Origin of the sequence: Pseudomonas sp. NPDC089395 (assembly GCF_044749525.1) — a bacterium.
Taxonomy (GTDB): Bacteria; Pseudomonadota; Gammaproteobacteria; order Pseudomonadales; family Pseudomonadaceae; genus Aquipseudomonas.
In genome coordinates, this window is record NZ_JBIVID010000004.1 from 291092 (window position 1) to 309489 (window position 18398).

Consider the following 18398-nt stretch of genomic DNA (forward strand, 5'->3'; position numbering starts at 1 on the left):
ATTATTGCTCCTGGCTGATCGCGGCACAGATCAGGTTGATGCCGCGGGCTTGAATATGTTCGCGTGCCGCTGCAGGCAGGCGTTCGTCTGTAATGAGGGTGTGCACGCTGCCCCAGGGCAGCTCGAGGTTGGGGATCTTGCGCCCGACCTTGTCGGACTCGACCATCACGATCACTTCCCGCGCCACCTCGGCCATCACCCGGCTCAGGCCGAGCAGTTCATTGAAGGTGGTCGTGCCGCGGGTGAGGTCGATGCCATCGGCACCAATGAACAGCTGGTCGAAATCGTAAGAGCGTAGTACCTGCTCTGCGACCTGGCCCTGGAACGATTCGGAGTGAGGATCCCAGGTGCCGCCGGTCATCAGCAGCACGGGCTCGTGTTCGAGTTCGCTGATGGCGCGCGCCACGTTCAGCGAATTGGTCATCACCACCAGGCCCGGCTGGCGGCCCAGTTCCGGAATCATGGCTGCCGTGGTGCTGCCGCTGTCGATGATGATGCGTGCGTGCTCGCGGATGCGCCCGACGGCAGCACGTGCAATGGCCTTCTTGTAGGCAGACACGGGCTGCGCGGACTCACCGAGCATTTCCTGCGGCACGGGTACTGCGCCGCCATAACGACGCAGCAACAGGCCATTGGCTTCGAGCGCAGCCAGATCCTTGCGGATCGTCACTTCCGACGTTTCGAATCGCTTGGCAAGCGCATCCACACTGACCTCACCCTGCTCGCTGAGCATGGCCAGGATGTTGTGGCGGCGTTGAGGGGTGTTTCGTTTCGACATTAGCGCTTAAGTTTCGATTCGAAAGATAATGGTTGCAATCAAAACCTAAGATCGAGGTTTCGTCAAGCTGGCGATGACCTGTGGATAATTTTTGCCTGCTCTGGCCCTCTCGCCGGCTTGCCGGCGAGAGGGTCCGCGTAGCCAATAAAAAAGCCGACCTATTCTCATAAGTCGGCTTCTCTCGAATCAGCTGTGTATAACTCAGCTCTTCTTGATTTTCTCCGGACGTTTCCACCCCGAGATATTGCGCTGGCGCGCACGTGCCACCGCCAGCTCACCCGCTTCAACGGTCTGGGTAATAGTCGAGCCGGCCGCCGTCGTCGCACCGTCCTTGATATCCACAGGCGCCACCAACGAGTTGTTGGAACCGATGAACACGTCTTCACCCATAACGGTCTTGAACTTGTTAGCCCCGTCGTAGTTACAGGTGATGGTGCCAGCACCGATGTTGGTACGTGCGCCGACTTCTGCATCGCCCAGGTAGGTGAGATGGCCAGCCTTGGCCCCTTCGCCCAAGTGCGCGTTCTTCAGTTCGACAAAGTTACCCACATGGGCCTTGGCATCGAGCACACTGCCCGGGCGCAAGCGAGCGAACGGACCGGCATCGCTGCCTTCCCCCATCACCGCGCCTTCGAGATGGCTGTTGGCTTTGATCACCACGCCTTTGCGCAGGGTGCTGTCCTTGATCACACAGTTGGGGCCGATCTGTACGTCATCCTCGATCACCACCTTGCCTTCGAGGATCACGTTGATATCGATCAGTACATCGCGACCAACGGTGACTTCACCACGCACGTCGAAGCGCGCAGGGTCCCGCAACGTGACACCCTGGGCCATCAGGCGGCGGCCCTCACGCAGTTGGTAGTGACGCTCGAGTTCGGACAGCTGGCGGCGGTCGTTGGCGCCCTGCACTTCCATCGGGTCGTGCGGCTGTTCGGTAGCAACCACCAGGCCATCGGCGACAGCCATGGCGATGACGTCGGTGAGGTAGTACTCGCCTTGGGCATTGTTGTTCGACAAGCGGCCCATCCAGTCGGCCAGGCGCGCGGCAGGCAGGGCGAGGATGCCGGTGTTGCCTTCCTTGATCGCCTTCTGCGCTTCGCTGGCGTCCTTGTGCTCAACGATCGCCGTTACCTGCCCGGCGCCATCACGCACAATGCGGCCGTAGCCGGTCGGATCCTGCAGCGTGACGGTGAGCAGACCCAGCTGGGTGTCACTGACCTTGGCCAGCAGCCGCTGCAAGGTTTCCACCTCGATCAGCGGAACATCGCCGTATAGCACCAGCACTGTGTCGGCGGTAATGGCCGGCAGCGCCTGGGCAACGGCATGGCCTGTACCCAGCTGCTTGTCCTGCATGACGAAGTTGAGGTCGTCGGCGACCAGGCGCTCACGCACCAACTCGGCACCGTGGCCAATGACCACGTGGATTCCCTGAGGCTGAAGCTGACGTGCGCTGTGGATAACATGGCCAAGCATGGAGTTGCCAGCTACCGGGTGGAGCACCTTGGGCAGCGCCGAGCGCATGCGGGTACCTTGGCCGGCGGCGAGAATAACGATATCGAGTGACATTGACTGGCTACCAATCCTGGGTGGTCAGTGAAATGACCGGGAGGGAAAATCGGAAAAAGAAAAAGGGTAGCCGAGGCTACCCTTTTACTCAATCGCTACGGAAGTGATCAGCCGTCGGCCGATTACTTGCCCCGGCGCATTTGCTGGACGGTGCGCAGCTGAGCTGCAGCCTCGGCCAGACGTGCGGCGGCGGCGCCGTAGTCGAAGTCCGCGCCTTTCAGATTCAGGGCGTTCTCGGCAGCCTTGAGGGCTTCCTGAGCCTGAGCTTCATCCAGGTCTCCAGCACGTTGCACGGTATCGGCAAGCACCTTGACCATGTTCGGCTGAACCTCGAGGAAACCACCAGAGATGTAGAACACCTCCTGGGCGCCACCCTGCTTGGTCAGCGTGATCGGACCAGGCTTCAGATTGGTGATCAGCGGCGCGTGGCCTGGAGCGATACCAAGATCACCCAGGTTACCGTGCGCAACCACCATCTCGACCAGGCCGGAGAAGATCTCTCCTTCCGCGCTGACGATATCGCAATGGACTGTCATAGCCATCTGCTTGCCTCAACCTGATAGCGCCCCTTGCGGGGCGCAGGAATTACAGTTTCTTGGCTTTCTCGATCGCTTCGTCGATGCTGCCGACCATGTAGAACGCTTGTTCTGGCAGGTGGTCGTAGTCACCTTTGAGGATGCCGCTGAAGCCAGCGATGGTGTCTTTCAGAGACACGTACTTGCCTGGCGAACCGGTGAAGACTTCGGCCACGAAGAACGGCTGCGACAGGAAGCGCTGGATCTTACGAGCGCGGGCTACCAGTTGCTTGTCGCTTTCGGACAGTTCGTCCATACCCAGGATCGCGATGATGTCCTTCAGCTCTTTGTAGCGCTGCAGAACATACTGAACGCCACGAGCGGTGTCGTAGTGTTCGTTGCCGATCACGTTCGGGTCCAGCTGACGGGAAGTCGAGTCCAGTGGGTCGACCGCTGGGTAGATACCCAGGGAGGCGATGTCACGGGACAGAACGACGGTGGCGTCCAAGTGGGCGAAGGTGGTCGCTGGCGACGGGTCGGTCAGGTCGTCCGCAGGTACGTATACGGCCTGGACGGAGGTGATCGAACCTTCCTTGGTGGAGGTGATGCGCTCTTGCAGAACGCCCATCTCTTCAGCCAGGGTCGGCTGGTAACCTACTGCCGAAGGCATACGGCCCAGCAGTGCGGATACTTCGGTACCGGCCAGGGTGTAACGATAGATGTTATCGACGAACAGCAGAACGTCGTTACCTTCGTCACGGAACTTCTCAGCCATGGTCAGGCCGGTCAGCGCTACGCGCAGACGGTTTCCTGGTGGCTCGTTCATCTGACCGTAGACCAGCGCTACTTTGTCGAGAACGTTGGAGTCCTTCATCTCGTGGTAGAAGTCGTTACCCTCACGAGTACGCTCACCCACACCAGCGAACACGGAGTAACCGCTGTGTTCCATGGCGATGTTACGGATCAGTTCCATCATGTTTACGGTCTTGCCGACACCGGCACCACCGAACAGACCAACTTTACCACCCTTGGCGAACGGGCAAACCAGGTCGATAACCTTGATGCCGGTTTCCAGCAGGTCGTTGCCGCCTGCCTGGTCAGCGAACGAAGGCGCTGGCTGGTGGATACCGCGACGCTCTTCTTCGCCGATCGGGCCGGCTTCGTCGATCGGGTTGCCCAGAACGTCCATGATACGGCCGAGAGTGGCCTTACCAACAGGAACGGAAATGGCAGCGCCGGTGTCGACGACATCCAGACCGCGCTTGAGGCCTTCGGTGGAGCCCATCGCAATGGTACGAACCACGCCGTCGCCCAGCTGCTGCTGAACTTCCAGGGTGGTTTCCGCGCCTTGTACTTTCAGCGCGTTGTATACACTCGGCACGACGTCACGTGGGAATTCCACGTCGATGACGGCGCCGATGATTTGAACGATACGTCCGCTACTCATAGCTGGATCCTCTGAATATGTGAACCGTTAAACCGCGGCAGCGCCGCCGACGATTTCCGAGATCTCCTGGGTGATCGCAGCCTGACGCGCCTTGTTGTAGATCAACTGAAGCTCTTTGATCAAATCACCGGCGTTGTCTGTGGCGTTCTTCATGGCGATCATCCGGGCCGCTTGTTCAGCAGCGTTGTTCTCGACCACCGCCTGGTACACCTGCGACTCCACGTAACGCACCATCAAGCCGTCCAGCAGCTCTTTTGCGTCGGGTTCGTACAGGTAATCCCAGTGATGCTTGAGATCCTGATCCGGGGTTGCCACCAACGGTACCAATTGCTCGACCGTCGGTTGTTGGGTCATGGTATTGATGAACTTGTTCGACACCACGGAGAGGCGATCGATACGGCCGTCCAGGTAGGCGTCCAGCATCACTTTGACGGAGCCGATCAGATCATTGATCGATGGCTCTTCGCCCAGTTGGCTGATCGCGGCTACGACGTTGCCGCCAAAGATGCGGAAGAAAGTCGCACCCTTGCTGCCGATCACGCACAGGTCGATTTCGACGCCCTGTTCGCGGTTGACGTTCATGTCCTTGACCAGGGCCTTGAACAGGTTGGTGTTCAAGCCACCGCACAGACCACGGTCACTGCTCACCACGATATAACCGGTACGCTTTACAGGGCGCTCGATCATAAACGGGTGGCGGTATTCCGGGTTGGCGTTGGCCAGATGACCGATCACCTGGCGGATACGCTCCGCGTAAGGACGGCTAGCAGCCATGCGCATTTGAGCTCTGCGCATCTTGCTGACCGCCACTTTCTCCATGGCGCTGGTAATTTTTTGCGTGCTTTTGATGCTCGCAATCTTACTGCGAATCTCTTTTGCGCCTGCCATGTATCACCTATCAGGTTAGCAAGCGGGGGCCTGAGCCCCCGCTGCGGCTTACCAGGTCTGGGTGGCCTTGAACTTCTCGATACCGGCTTTCAGGCCTGCGTCGATTTCGTCGTTGAAGTCACCCTTCACGTTGATCTTCGCCAACAGTTCGGCGTAATCACGGTTGAAGAAGGCGATCAGTGCTTGCTCGAAGCTGCCGATCTTGGAGACTTCTACGTCAGTCAGGAAACCACGCTCAGCGGCGTACAGCGACAGGGCCATGTCCGCGATGGACATTGGCGCGTACTGCTTCTGCTTCATCAGCTCGGTTACGCGCTGACCATGCTCCAGCTGCTTGCGGGTCGCTTCGTCCAGATCGGAAGCGAACTGGGCGAATGCAGCCAGTTCACGGTACTGAGCCAGCGCGGTACGAATACCACCGGACAGCTTCTTGATGATCTTGGTCTGAGCGGCACCACCTACGCGGGATACCGAAACACCGGCGTTCACTGCAGGGCGGATGCCCGAGTTGACCATGGCCGATTCCCGGAAGATCTGACCGTCGGTGTTGGAAATCACGTTGGTCGGAACGAACGCGGAAACGTCGCCAGCCTGGGTTTCGATGATCGGCAGAGCGGTCAGGGAACCGGTTTTGCCAGTCACTGCGCCGTTGGTGAACTTCTCGACGTACTCTTCCGAAACGCGCGATGCACGCTCCAGCAGACGGGAGTGGAGATAGAACACGTCGCCTGGGTACGCTTCACGTCCTGGTGGACGGCGCAGCAGCAGGGAGATCTGACGGTAGGCAACGGCCTGCTTGGACAGGTCATCGTAAACGATCAGGGCGTCTTCACCGCGGTCACGGAAGAACTCGCCCATGGTGCAACCGGCGTATGGCGCCAGGAATTGCAGCGCGGCGGATTCCGAAGCACTGGCAACAACCACGATGGTGTTGGCCAGGGCGCCGTTTTCTTCCAGCTTGCGAACGATGTTGGCAACGGTGGAACGCTTCTGGCCGACAGCAACATACACACAGAAAATACCGGAGTCTTTCTGGTTGATGATGGCGTCGATGGCCATGGCGGTCTTGCCGATCTGACGGTCACCGATGATCAGCTCACGCTGGCCACGGCCGACAGGGATCATGGCGTCAACGGACTTGTAGCCAGTCTGTACAGGCTGGTCTACCGACTTACGCCAGATCACGCCTGGAGCTACTTTCTCGACCGCGTCGGTCTGGGTGTTGCCCAGTGGACCTTTGCCGTCGATCGGGTTGCCCAGTGCGTCGACGACGCGACCCAGCAGTTCCTTACCAACCGGAACTTCCAGGATGCGGCCGGTGCACTTGGCGCTCATGCCTTCGGCGAGGGTGTCATAGGCACCCAGGATCACTGCACCTACGGAGTCTTGCTCCAGGTTCAGTGCCATGCCGTAGACGCCGCCCGGGAACTCGATCATTTCGCCGTACATTACGTCGGCCAGACCGTGGATCCGCACGATACCGTCGGAAACCGAAACGACGGTACCTTCGTTACGGGCTTGGGAGCTCACATCGAGGTTGTCGATGCGGCCCTTGATGATTTCACTAATTTCGGAAGGATTGAGTTGCTGCATTGCTCTGCTGCCCCTTCAAACTCAAGATTTCAATGCTTCGGCCAGTTTCGCGATTTTGCCGCGAACAGAGCCATCGATAACCAGGTCACCAGCGCGGATGACGACGCCGCCAATCAGGCTGGCATCCTCCGACGCGTGCAGGCGCACTTCCTGGCCTAACCGTGCACTGAGAACCTTGGCGAGTTTGTCTTGCTGTTCTTGGTTCAACGTGAAGGCACTGGTGACTTCCACGTCCACGGATTTCTCTTGCTCGGCCTTGTACAGGTCGAACAGGGCGGCAATCTCCGGCAGAAGCAGGAGACGGTCGTTTTCCGCGGCAACATGAATGAAATTCTGTGCCTGTGCATTGAACTTGTCACCGCACACGTCAATGAACGTGGCGGCCTTTTCTGCGCTCGTCAGTCGCGGGGCCTTGAGCAGGCGCTGCATGGTGTCGTCTTGCGACACCGCAGCAGCCAGGCCGAGCATGGCTGACCAATTGGCCAGTTGCTGATGGGCCTGGGCATGCTCAAAGGCAGCCTTAGCGTAAGGTCGGGCCAACGTGGTCAGTTCTGCCATGATCGCCCTCGCTTAAATTTCAGCGGCCAGTTTGTTAACCAGCTCCGCATGCGCGTTTTGATCGATTGTGGCGCCAAGGATCTTTTCAGCACCGCCAACGGCCAGAGCACCCACTTGGGCACGCAGGGCGTCTTTAGCGCTGTTCAGTTCCTGTTCGATCTCGGCCAGAGCCTGAGCCTTCACACGGTCAGCTTCGACGCGGGCCTGATCACGGGCTTCCTCGACAAGCTGAGCAGCGCGTTTCTTGCTTTGCTCAATGATTTCGGCTGCCTGTGCTTTAGCTTCACGCAGTTGCTGACCCACTTTCTCTTGGGCCAGCTCCAGGTCGCGAGCTGCGCGGTTGGCAGCGTCCAAGCCGTCAGCAATCTTCTTTTGGCGCTCGTGCAGAGCAGTGATGACCGGAGGCCATACATACTTCATGCAGAAGAGTACAAAAATCAGAAAAGCAACGGATTGGCCAATCAGGGTTGCATTAATGTTCACGCCAACACCTCGCTCGGTCTTAATTCATACAGCCATCAACTCGTGAATACGAGTGATTAGCCGGCGATCTGACCAACGAACGGATTCGCGAAGGTGAAGAACAGAGCGATACCAACACCGATCATGGTTACGGCGTCGAGCAGACCGGCAACGATGAACATTTTGACCTGCAGCATCGGAACCATTTCAGGCTGACGAGCAGCGCCTTCCAGGAACTTGCCGCCCAGCAGGCCGAAACCAATGGCGGTACCCAGAGCACCCAGGCCGATCAGCAGAGCAACAGCGATAGCGGTCAGACCAACTACAGTTTCCATCTTTCCTCCCGACTTTTACGTCGTATTGGTTAGGTTTTTAGTTTGAAGCGGTAAAACAAATCGTTTGGTACAGCTGCCCTTGCGGACTTTTTAAGCCCTCCCCCCAAACGAGCGGGGAAGGCTATCAGACACGCCAGGCGGTCTTAATGGTTATCTTCGTGAGCCATCGACAGGTAGACGATGGTAAGCATCATGAAGATGAAAGCTTGCAGGGTGATGATCAGGATGTGGAACACAGCCCACGCCCACTGCAGCACCACACCCAGGCCGCTGAGCCAGAGGATGCCGGCGCCGAACATCACCGCGATCAGGATGAACACCAGCTCGCCGGCGTACATGTTGCCGAACAGACGCAGTGCCAGCGAGATCGGCTTGGCGATCAGGGTGACGAATTCCAGCAGGAAGTTGACCGGAATCAGCAGGATCTGCAGAAAGATGTTCTTGCTACCGAACGGGTGCAGGGTCAGCTCACCGATGAAGCCGCCCAGGCCCTTGACCTTGATGCTGTAGAAGATGATCAGGGCGAACACGCAGAAGGCCATGGCCAGGGTCGCGTTCGGGTCGGTGGTCGACACGGCGCGGAACGGAATGTGCGGGTCACCGGAGATCAGGATGGCCAGCTGAGGAATCCAGTCGACCGGAATCAGGTCGATGGCGTTCATCAGGAATACCCAGACGAAGATGGTCAGCGCCAGCGGTGCAATCACCGGGCTACGGCCGTGGAAGGAATCCTTCACGCTGCCGTGGACGAAGTCCACCATGACTTCCACGAAGTTCTGCAGACCGCCAGGTTGACCGGAAGTCGCCTTCTTGGCCGCCATGCGGAAAATGAACAGGAAGATCAGACCCAGCGCGACGGACCAACCGAGGGTGTCCAGGTGGAACGCCCAGAAGCCCATTGCCTTGGCTTCTGCAGCCGAATGGGCAAAGCCCCAGCTGCCGTCTGGTAGTTGACCGTAGGTCAGGTTCTGCAAGTGGTGCTGGATATAGCCCGAAGCGGTTTCTGCTGCCATGGTTGCCTCAAACGCCCTAAGGTCTCGAAAGTCTTTTATTCATCAGCAGGGGCGCGAACCAGCTGACCAAAAGGGTCAACACGAAGACGCCGAATACTGCTAACGGCGCCAGTGGCTTCACTCCTGCGAAGGTCAGTGCAAATAGCACTGCCGTCAAAATCATCTTGCCTGCCTCGCCTGCGTAAAACGACTTGACGATGGCCTGTGCCGCTCGGGCCCCGCTGAAGCGAAAAGCCTTCCAGGCGAAATACACATTGGGCAGCCAGGCAATCAAACCTCCGCAAAGGCCTGAATATCCACTGACCGCCCCTTTCCACTGCCACAACACCAAGGTTGCCAGCAGTAGTACGACGAATTGAGCCAGCAGTACCGGAAAAACCGCCCAGCGATGGAAAGGCAGGCGGTTTGGCGTGCGGATTTCCATCACAACTGCTCCTCGGAAGTCGACCAACAAGTCAGTTATGACTTGGCATAATTTGTGCCGACAAAATGCGCGCAGAGTATAGGGGTGGATTAACCCCTATTCAACTCTTGGGTAGTGATTTCCGACTGCGCGCTACAACGGGAATTGTTTCAGCGGATGTGAGCAAGGACGCCCTGCAACTCGTCGAGCGAGTTATAACGAATAACCAACTGGCCTTTTCCCTTGTTGCCATGGCGTATCTGCACGGGCGAGCCCAGGCGCTCTGCAAGCCGCTGTTCAAGGCGCTCGATGTCCGGATCAGGTTTGCTCGGTTCGACCGGATCAGGCTTGCCGTTGAGCCACTGGCGCACCAGTGCCTCGGTTTGGCGCACGGTGAGGCCACGTGCGACAACATGTCGCGCCCCTTCTTCCTGCCGATCTTCTTCAAGACCGAGCAATGCACGTGCATGGCCCATTTCCAGGTCGCCGTGAGCGAGCATGGTCTTGATCGCTTCAGGCAGCGAAATCAAGCGCAGCAAGTTGGCTACGGTGACCCGCGACTTGCCCACGGCATCCGCCACCTGTTGCTGGGTCAGTTCGAACTCCTGCTGCAGGCGCTGCAGGGCCAAGGCCTCTTCCAACGGATTGAGGTCCTCGCGCTGGATGTTCTCGATCAGCGCCATGGCGATGGCAGCTTCGTCCGGCACTTCACGAACCATCGCCGGGATGGTGTCGAGGCCGGCCTGCTGGGTGGCACGCCAGCGGCGCTCACCAGCGATGATCTCGAAGCGGTTGCCGTCGATCGGGCGGACCACGATCGGTTGCATCACGCCATGGCTGCGAATCGAGTGCGCGAGCTCTTCCAGCGCCTCCGGATCCATGTCGCGGCGCGGCTGGTACTTGCCACGCTGGATCAGCTCGACCGGCAGGTGTTGCAGTTCTTTCTGGTCGATCTTCACAGCCTGCTCTTCGAGCGCGCTGACGGAAGGACCACTGAGCAGTGCATCCAACCCACGTCCGAGACCCCGTTTCTTAACGGCCATGCGGATTCCTTAAGTTGTTTGTGCAGTGCGTGATTGACGGCGTTGACGGCGAACCAGTTCCCCGGCCAGGGCCAGGTAGGCGAGTGCGCCACGCGATTGCTTGTCGTAGGCCAGCGCCGGCATGCCGAAGCTCGGTGCCTCCGCCAGGCGGATGTTGCGCGGAATGACCGTGTCGTACAGCTGCTCGCCGAAGTGTTCCTTGAGCTGCGCCGAAACATCGTTGTTCAGGCTCAGGCGCGGGTCGAACATGGTGCGCAGCAGACCTTCGATCTTCAGCTGCGGATTCAGACGGGCGGCGATGCGCTTGATGTTATCCACAAGGTCGCTGAGACCTTCCAGTGCATAGTACTCGCACTGCATCGGGATGATCACGCCATCGGAAGCGACCAGGGCGTTCAGCGTCAGCATGGACAACGACGGCGGGCAGTCGATCAGGATGTAGTCGTAGTTCTCGCGGATCGGCGCCAGGGCATTGCGCAGGCGGCTCTCCTTGACCTGCATTTCCAGCAGCACCACTTCCGCGGCGGTCAGGTCGCGGTTGGCCGGCAGCAGTTGGAAGCCGCCGTGCTCGGAGTAGTGCATGGCCTGGGCTAGGTCGCATTCGCCGATCAGCAGGTCATAGACCGAATGCTCGAGTTCGTGTTTGTCCACACCGCTGCCCATGGTGGCGTTGCCCTGCGGATCGAGGTCGATCAGCAGCACACGACGCTTGGTCGCGGCCAGCGATGCTGCAAGATTGATACAGGTGGTGGTCTTGCCCACTCCACCTTTCTGGTTCGCGATTGCGAATACCTTAGCCATTGGTGCGTGTGTTCCCAGTCATGCCTTGCGGCGCAGTATCAGCAGATGGCGCTGGCCCTGGCAACCTGGAACGGTCAGGGCCTGTTCGCTTTCCACTGTGAAGTCTGCGGGCAATGCTACCAGTTCATCGGCAGGATGCAGCCCCTTCATTGCAAGCCATTGCGTCCCGGTGTCGCCCAAGTGGCGGGTCCAGTTGGTGAAGTTCTCCATGCTGCTGAAGGCGCGGGAGATGATGCCGCTGAACGGCTGCGCGGGCTGGAAGGCCTCGACCCGGCTGTGGATAACCGTGAGGTTGTCCAGTTTCAGCTCCATTTTCACCTGGGTCAGAAAACGCGTCTTCTTGCCATTGGCATCCAGCACCGTCACCTGCTTGTGCGGATGCAGGATAGCCAAGGGAATACCCGGCATGCCACCGCCACTGCCCACATCCAGCCAGCTTTCGCGGTCGTTGTGGATAAACGACATGACACTGAGGCTGTCGAGCAGGTGGCGCGACACCATCTCGTCCGGGTCACGCACGGCGGTGAGGTTGTAGGCTTTGTTCCACTTGATCAACAGGGCCAGGTAGCCCAGCAGCGATTCGTGCTGCTGCGCGGTCAACTCGATGCCGAGCTGGCGCGCGCCTGTGGACAACTCTTCTGCGTGCTGCGGGGTGACCAGGGAACTCAAGCGCTTTGCTCCAATTCGCGGCCAGCGCCGCGTTTTTTCAGATGAATCAGCAACAGGGAAATCGCCGCCGGCGTGACGCCGGGGATACGTGAAGCCTGGCCCAGGGTTTCCGGGCGGGTCTGCCCCAGCTTGCTCTGGATTTCCTTGGACAGGCCGGAAATCGTGGTGTAGTCGATATCCACAGGCAAACGGGTGTCTTCGCTGGCGCGCAGGCGGGCGATTTCATCCTGCTGGCGGTCGATGTAGCCGGCGTACTTGGTCTTGATCTCGACCTGTTCGGCCACTTGTGGGTCGATGACATCACCGCCGGTCGCTTCAATCAGCCCGGCGTAGTCGATTTCCGGACGGGCGAGCAGGTTCAGCAGGCTGTACTCGTGGCTCAGCGGGGTACCGAACTTATCCACAACGGCCTGGCCTTGCGGGGTATTCGGGCGTACCCAGGTCGACTTCAGGCGCTGTTCCTCACGCTCGATGCCGTCGCGCTTGGCACAGAACGCGGCCCAGCGCGCGTCGTCGATCAGGCCCAGTTCACGGCCTTTTTCGGTCAGGCGCAGGTCGGCGTTGTCTTCGCGCAGGATCAGCCGGTACTCGGCACGCGAAGTAAACATGCGGTAGGGCTCCTGGGTACCCAGGGTAATCAGGTCGTCGACCAGTACGCCGATGTAGGCCTCGTCGCGCCGTGGGCACCAGCTTTCACGGCCCTGCGCGCGCAGCGCGGCGTTGGTCCCGGCCAGCAGGCCCTGGGCGCCGGCTTCTTCGTAACCGGTAGTGCCGTTGATCTGGCCAGCGAAGTACAGGCCGCCGATGACTTTGGTCTCCAGACTGTACTTGAGGTCACGCGGGTCGAAGTAGTCGTACTCGATGGCGTAGCCCGGGCGCACGATGTGGGCATTTTCCATACCGCGGATCGAGCGGACCAGCTCCAGCTGCACGTCGAACGGCAGCGAAGTGGAAATACCGTTGGGGTAAAGCTCATGGGTGGTCAGGCCTTCCGGCTCGATGAACACCTGATGGCTTTCCTTGTCGGCGAAGCGATGGATCTTGTCTTCGATCGACGGGCAATAGCGCGGGCCCACGCCTTCGATCACACCGGAGTACATCGGCGAACGGTCGAGGTTCGAGGCGATGATCTCGTGGGTGCGCGCATTGGTGTGGGTAATCCAACAGCTGACCTGGCGCGGGTGCATCTGCGCATTGCCCATGAACGACATCACCGGGATCGGCGTGTCGCCTGGCTGTTCGGTCATCACCGAGAAATCCACCGAGCGCCCGTCGATACGCGGTGGCGTGCCAGTTTTCAGTCGGCCGACACGCAGCGGCAGTTCACGCATGCGGTGAGCCAGGGCGATCGAAGGTGGATCACCGGCGCGGCCGCCGGAATGGTTCTGCAGGCCAATGTGGATAAGGCCACCGAGGAAGGTACCGGTGGTCAATACCACTTGTTCGGCGAAAAAGCGCAGGCCCATTTGCGTGACCACGCCTTTGACCTGGTCCTGCTCGACGATCAGGTCGTCGCACGACTGCTGGAATATCCACAGGTTCGGCTGGTTTTCCAGGATCTCGCGCACCACTGCCTTGTAGATGGCGCGGTCTGCCTGTGCACGGGTGGCGCGCACGGCCGGCCCCTTGCGGTTGTTCAGGACGCGGAACTGGATACCGCTCTTGTCGGTAGCCAATGCCATGGCGCCGCCGAGCGCATCGATCTCTTTGACCAGATGGCTTTTGCCAATACCGCCGATGGCGGGGTTGCAACTCATGTGACCGAGGGTTTCCACGTTGTGGGTCAGCAGCAGGGTTTTCACACCCATGCGTGCAGACGCAAGCGCAGCCTCGGTACCGGCATGGCCGCCGCCGATGACGATCACTTCAAAACGGGAAGGGAAATCCACCACGCACCTCGTGCCTGTTTTTGCGAATAGAGAAGGTAAGCCGACAAGTATAGGGACTTACCCCCCTTTAAAGAAACCTTTTGCGCAAATTTTGACCAGCTGTGGATGAGTGGCAGACAACAGAAATCAAAGAAGAGAAATTTAAAAAAGCTTTGTTTTTATGTTTATTCTTATGCACACACTTATCTGTGGATAAGGTTCTGTACGCCATATAATCCGCTGTGTAGAGAGAAATTAAACCCTGTGTCTGGAGTGCCTTGAGGGTTCTGGATAACGTCTTTTAGCCTGTGGATTAAATGCCTATTTACCCACAGGCCACTTTGTCCTCAGAAAAAAAGCGTGCTTATCAACTGAGCTGAAGGCGAGTTTTCCACAGGGCTCCTGCGGGCAAAAAAAAGCCGCTCCCTGTAGGAGCGGCCTTGGTCTTGCAGGTTGTGGACTACTTGCCGATGCAGAAACTGGAGAAAATCCTGCCCAGCAGGTCGTCGGAACTGAACGCACCGGTGATTTCGCCCAGGGCCTGTTGTGCCTGGCGCAGGTCTTCAGCCAACAGCTCACCAGCGCCAGCCAGGGTCAATTGGGCGCGACCGTGCTCCAGGTGGTCACTGGCCTGGCGCAGTGCATCCAGGTGGCGCCTGCGTGCGCTGAAGCCGCTCTCCGCCGTCTGCTCGTAGCCCATGCAGGCCTTGAGGTGGTCGCGCAGCAGCTGCAGGCCCTGGTCGTCGCCCTTGGCGCTCAGGGTAAGCGTCACATGGCCGTCGTCGCACTGTTCCAGCCCTACGCGCTCGCCACTGAGGTCGGCCTTGTTACGAATCAGCGTGACCTTGGCAGGGTCAGGGCGCAGGTCCAGGAACTCCGGCCACAACGCAAATGGGTCGCTGGCTTCGGGCGCAGTGGAATCCACCACCAGCAACACACGGTCGGCTTCGCCAATGGCCTTGAGCGCCCGTTCCACGCCGATTTTTTCCACATGGTCATCGGTATCACGCAGACCGGCGGTGTCGACCACGTGCAACGGCATGCCATCGATGTGGATATGTTCGCGGAGGATGTCCCGGGTGGTGCCTGCGATATCGGTGACGATTGCCGCTTCACGGCCAGCCAGTGTATTGAGCAAGCTCGACTTGCCCGCATTGGGCCTGCCTGCTATCACCACCGTCATGCCGTCACGCAGCAAGGCACCCTGCCCGGCTTCGCGCTGCACTGTGGACAACTCGCTGCGCACGATATCGAGCATCGACAGCACATGGCCGTCAGCCAGGAAGTCGATTTCCTCTTCCGGGAAGTCGATGGCGGCCTCGACGTAGATCCGCAACGCAATCAGCGCTTCGGTCAGGTTGTGCACACGCTTGGAAAATTCACCCTGCAGCGAACGCAAGGCATTGCGCGCGGCCTGGCTGGAGCTGGCTTCGATGAGATCGGCGATGGCCTCGGCCTGGGCAAGGTCGAGCTTGTCGTTGAGAAATGCACGTTCGCTGAACTCGCCAGGGCGAGCCAGACGGCAACCGACTTGTACACAGCGCTGCAGGAGCATGTCCAGGACCACCGGACCACCATGGCCCTGAAGCTCGAGCACGTCTTCGCCGGTAAACGAGTTGGGGCCCGGGAAGAACAGCGCAATGCCTTCATCCAGCACCAGCCCCTGCTCGTCGCGGAACGGCCCGTAGTGGGCATGGCGCGGCGTCAACGTGCGGCCGGTGATGAGTTGACCGGCCTTGGCCGCCAGTGGCCCGGACAGGCGGACGATGCCTACGCCGCCGCGGCCTTGGGCGGTAGCGATGGCGACGATGGTTTCACGCACAGTGTTCATGCTCGAAAGCCTCTACGACAAAAACGACAGATAGCAAAAACGCCCCCGAAGGGGCGTTTTTATTCACAGGCTAGCGCAGTAGCCCGTCAAGCAGCAGCTTTTTTGGTCGCTGCTTCGATACGGCGGGTGATGTACCACTGCTGCGAAATCGACAGGCAGTTGTTCACAACCCAGTACAGCACCAGACCGGCTGGGAACCACAGGAAGAAGAAGGTGAAGATGATCGGCATCATTTTCATCACCTTGGCCTGCATCGGATCCGGCGGCGTCGGGTTCAAGCGCTGCTGGATGAACATGGTAGCGCCCATGATGATCGGCAGGATGAAGAACGGATCCTTGATCGACAGGTCGGTGATCCACAGCATCCATGGGGCCTGACGCATCTCGACGCTTTCCAGCAGTACCCAGTACAGGGCCAGGAATACCGGCATCTGCACCAGGATCGGCAAGCAGCCGCCCAGCGGGTTGATCTTCTCTTTCTTGTACAGCTCCATCATCGCCTGGGACATCTTCTGGCGATCGTCACCGAAGCGTTCCTTCAGTGCGGCAAGCTTCGGCGCTACGGCACGCATACGCGCCATCGAGCGGTAGCTGGCAGCCGACAGCGGGAAGAACAGACCCTTGATGAGCATGGTCAGGACAATGATCGACCAGCCCCAGTTACCCAGCAGGCTGTGGATATGTTGCAGCAGCCAGAAGATCGGCTGGGCGATGAACCACAGGAAGCCGTAGTCGACGGTCAGTTCCAGGCCTGGGGACAATTCCTTGAGCTTGGACTGAATCTTCGGACCGGCGTACAGCATGGCGCTGGTTTCGACCTTGCCGCCAGCAGGTACGCTGATGGTCGGGCCGGTGTAGCCGATGATGTAGTTGCCTTGGCTGTCCTTGCGGGTCTGGACGACGTTGTTGTCCGACTTGGCAGGGATCCACGCAGTCACGAAGTAGTGCTGCAGCCAGGCGACCCAGCCGCCGGACACATTTTCTTTCAAACTGCCTTTGTCGATGTCTTTCATCGACACTTTCTTGTACGGCTCGCCAGCTGTCCACAGGGCAGCGCCCAGGTAGGTCGCGGTGCCGGTAGCAGTGCTCGAAGACGGGTCGCCACTGGCGTCACGCTTGAGCTGAGCAAACATGTTGCCGTTCCAGGCCTGGCCGCTCTGGTTGTCGATCAGGTAGCTGACGTTCAGGTCGTACTCACCGCGCTTGAAGCTGAAGCGCTTGATGTAGTTCACACCGTTGTCGCTGAACTTCAGGTCGACCACCAGTTGTTGCTGGCCATCAGCCATCTGGTAGGACTTTTGCTCGGCGGCGTACAGAGGACGGCCAGTGGCACGGGCATCCGGGCCGTTGGCGCCGGTCAGACCGCTCTGGGCCAGGTACACCCGCTCACCACCGTTGTCGAACAGCTGGAACGGAATGTTCGGATGGTCCTGACGGCGTGGGTACTTCGGCAGGTTCAGCTGGACGATGTCACCACCGACTGGATCGATAGCCAGTTCCAGGACATCGGTCTTGACCCGGATCAGATCCTTGCTGAGTGCAACGGGTGCCAGTTCGGCAGGGGTCGACTCGGCGTTGGCGCTCGGAACATCGGCGCTGGCGCCGTTGTTAGCGGCCGGTACGCCATCTGGCAGGCCCGGAGCAACAGTGCTGGCAGCAGTATTCTGAGTCGGCAAGGCAGCCTGCCCGTAGTCATCGTTCCACTTCAGGACCATGACGTAGGACACGATTGCCAGGGCGGCGATCAGGATCGTGCGTTTAATATCCATGATTACTCGGCTATCGAAGAAGTTCGGGAGGAAGGAGCGGGGGGAACGGGATCGAAACCGCCGTCGTTCCACGGATGACAACGCCCCAGGCGACGAACGGCTAGCCACCCGCCACGCCAAAGACCATGGTTTTCAATGGCTTCGTAAGCGTAACAGGAGCAAGAGGGGTAGAAACGACAGTGGCTGGCCATCAGGGGACTGATGGCGTAACGGTAAAACTGGATCGGAACGAGGGCCAGTTTACGCATTTTGACTGTCTACCCCTGCGGAATCGGCGTTTGCCGCTGGAGTGGGCCGGCTGCGTGCCAGGCGTTTCCAGAGCTTGCCAAAGTGTTGGTGCAATTCCGGGTTTTCTATCTCACCCAATCCCTTGCGCGCGACGATCACTATGTCCAGGCCAGCGAGCAGGTGCTGGTTGAGACGGAAGGAATCGCGCATCAAGCGCTTGAGGCGATTGCGTTGAACGGCGAGCTTGACGCTCTTCTTGCCGATTACCAGGCCGAGGCGCGGATGATCGAGACCGTTCTCGCGAGCAAGGATCAGCAGGTTTTTCCCTGGAACCTTGCCGGTTGGGGAGTCGAAGACCGCTTTGAAATGCCGGGGTGTAAGCAGTCGCTTTTCCCGACTGAAGTCCTGACTCACCACCTGTGCCGAAAAATCAAATGGCCAGACGCTTACGGCCTTTGGCGCGACGACGCGACAGAACAGCGCGGCCGTTCTTGGTAGCCATACGGGCACGGAAGCCGTGGGTGCGAGCGCGCTTGATGGTGCTTGGTTGGAAAGTACGTTTCATGGCGTGTTACCTGGGTTTGTCGACGACGGGCCGGGATGGCCCCCTTTTTAAGAGATCGGCGAT

Annotated in this window: 20 protein-coding genes; all 20 read right to left on the reverse strand. The window is 59.3% G+C overall.

Going from position 1 to position 18398, the window contains the following annotated elements:
• Position 1: 1 nt before the first annotated feature.
• Positions 2–778, reverse strand: coding sequence for a DeoR/GlpR family DNA-binding transcription regulator (locus ACIPZG_RS12100; protein ID WP_400713825.1), 777 nt, complete (start codon positions 776–778; stop codon positions 2–4).
• Positions 779–979: 201 nt separating this feature from the next.
• Complete coding sequence (gene glmU / locus ACIPZG_RS12105) at positions 980–2347, reverse strand: bifunctional UDP-N-acetylglucosamine diphosphorylase/glucosamine-1-phosphate N-acetyltransferase GlmU (RefSeq protein ID WP_400713828.1); 1368 nt, start codon at positions 2345–2347, stop codon at positions 980–982.
• Between the two features lie 122 nt (positions 2348–2469).
• Positions 2470–2889 carry a F0F1 ATP synthase subunit epsilon gene (locus tag ACIPZG_RS12110; protein WP_008092237.1) on the reverse strand — a complete coding sequence of 140 codons (420 nt, stop codon included), beginning with the start codon at positions 2887–2889 and terminating at the stop codon, positions 2470–2472.
• A 43-nt stretch (positions 2890–2932) separates the two neighbouring features.
• A complete protein-coding gene (gene atpD / locus ACIPZG_RS12115; RefSeq protein WP_008092236.1) occupies positions 2933–4309 on the reverse strand; it encodes a F0F1 ATP synthase subunit beta in 1377 nt (458 codons plus the stop codon).
• 27 nt (positions 4310–4336) lie between these two features.
• Positions 4337–5197: a F0F1 ATP synthase subunit gamma gene (gene atpG, locus ACIPZG_RS12120; protein ID WP_008092234.1), complete on the reverse strand. Its 861-nt coding sequence runs from the start codon at positions 5195–5197 to the stop codon at positions 4337–4339.
• Between the two features lie 48 nt (positions 5198–5245).
• Positions 5246–6790, reverse strand: a complete 1545-nt coding sequence (atpA, locus tag ACIPZG_RS12125) for a F0F1 ATP synthase subunit alpha (RefSeq protein WP_400713831.1) — start codon at positions 6788–6790, stop codon at positions 5246–5248.
• Positions 6791–6811: 21 nt separating this feature from the next.
• Positions 6812–7348, reverse strand: a complete 537-nt coding sequence (locus ACIPZG_RS12130) for a F0F1 ATP synthase subunit delta (RefSeq protein ID WP_400713834.1) — start codon at positions 7346–7348, stop codon at positions 6812–6814.
• A 12-nt stretch (positions 7349–7360) separates the two neighbouring features.
• Positions 7361–7831, reverse strand: coding sequence for a F0F1 ATP synthase subunit B (locus ACIPZG_RS12135; protein WP_008092228.1), 471 nt, complete (start codon positions 7829–7831; stop codon positions 7361–7363).
• A 56-nt stretch (positions 7832–7887) separates the two neighbouring features.
• Positions 7888–8145: a F0F1 ATP synthase subunit C gene (gene atpE, locus ACIPZG_RS12140; RefSeq protein ID WP_003097235.1), complete on the reverse strand. Its 258-nt coding sequence runs from the start codon at positions 8143–8145 to the stop codon at positions 7888–7890.
• A 143-nt stretch (positions 8146–8288) separates the two neighbouring features.
• Positions 8289–9158, reverse strand: a complete 870-nt coding sequence (atpB, locus tag ACIPZG_RS12145) for a F0F1 ATP synthase subunit A (protein WP_400713837.1) — start codon at positions 9156–9158, stop codon at positions 8289–8291.
• A gap of 16 nt (positions 9159–9174) precedes the next feature.
• Positions 9175–9582, reverse strand: a complete 408-nt coding sequence (locus ACIPZG_RS12150) for a F0F1 ATP synthase subunit I (protein WP_008092225.1) — start codon at positions 9580–9582, stop codon at positions 9175–9177.
• Positions 9583–9731: 149 nt separating this feature from the next.
• Positions 9732–10604: a ParB/RepB/Spo0J family partition protein gene (locus ACIPZG_RS12155; RefSeq protein ID WP_008092222.1), complete on the reverse strand. Its 873-nt coding sequence runs from the start codon at positions 10602–10604 to the stop codon at positions 9732–9734.
• Between the two features lie 9 nt (positions 10605–10613).
• Positions 10614–11405 (reverse strand): ParA family protein, encoded by a 792-nt coding sequence (locus tag ACIPZG_RS12160; RefSeq protein ID WP_008092220.1) that lies wholly within the window; start codon positions 11403–11405, stop codon positions 10614–10616.
• 18 nt (positions 11406–11423) lie between these two features.
• Entirely contained in the window at positions 11424–12074 is a 651-nt protein-coding gene (gene rsmG, locus ACIPZG_RS12165; RefSeq protein ID WP_400713840.1) for a 16S rRNA (guanine(527)-N(7))-methyltransferase RsmG, read from the reverse strand.
• Complete coding sequence (gene mnmG, locus ACIPZG_RS12170; RefSeq protein ID WP_008092217.1) at positions 12071–13963, reverse strand: tRNA uridine-5-carboxymethylaminomethyl(34) synthesis enzyme MnmG; 1893 nt, start codon at positions 13961–13963, stop codon at positions 12071–12073. The genes rsmG and mnmG overlap by 4 nt, the downstream gene beginning before the upstream one ends.
• A gap of 439 nt (positions 13964–14402) precedes the next feature.
• Positions 14403–15773 (reverse strand): tRNA uridine-5-carboxymethylaminomethyl(34) synthesis GTPase MnmE, encoded by a 1371-nt coding sequence (gene mnmE, locus ACIPZG_RS12175; RefSeq protein ID WP_400713843.1) that lies wholly within the window; start codon positions 15771–15773, stop codon positions 14403–14405.
• Positions 15774–15859: 86 nt separating this feature from the next.
• Positions 15860–17542 carry a membrane protein insertase YidC gene (gene yidC / locus ACIPZG_RS12180; RefSeq protein ID WP_400713846.1) on the reverse strand — a complete coding sequence of 561 codons (1683 nt, stop codon included), beginning with the start codon at positions 17540–17542 and terminating at the stop codon, positions 15860–15862.
• A gap of 2 nt (positions 17543–17544) precedes the next feature.
• Positions 17545–17790: a membrane protein insertion efficiency factor YidD gene (yidD, locus tag ACIPZG_RS12185; RefSeq protein WP_078477749.1), complete on the reverse strand. Its 246-nt coding sequence runs from the start codon at positions 17788–17790 to the stop codon at positions 17545–17547.
• Complete coding sequence (gene rnpA, locus ACIPZG_RS12190; RefSeq protein WP_008092213.1) at positions 17783–18187, reverse strand: ribonuclease P protein component; 405 nt, start codon at positions 18185–18187, stop codon at positions 17783–17785. Before rnpA ends, yidD begins: the two co-directional genes overlap by 8 nt.
• Before the next feature lie 13 nt (positions 18188–18200).
• On the reverse strand, positions 18201–18335 hold the full coding sequence (gene rpmH, locus ACIPZG_RS12195) for a 50S ribosomal protein L34 (RefSeq protein ID WP_003253163.1): 135 nt from the start codon (positions 18333–18335) through the stop codon (positions 18201–18203).
• Positions 18336–18398: the final 63 nt, after the last annotated feature.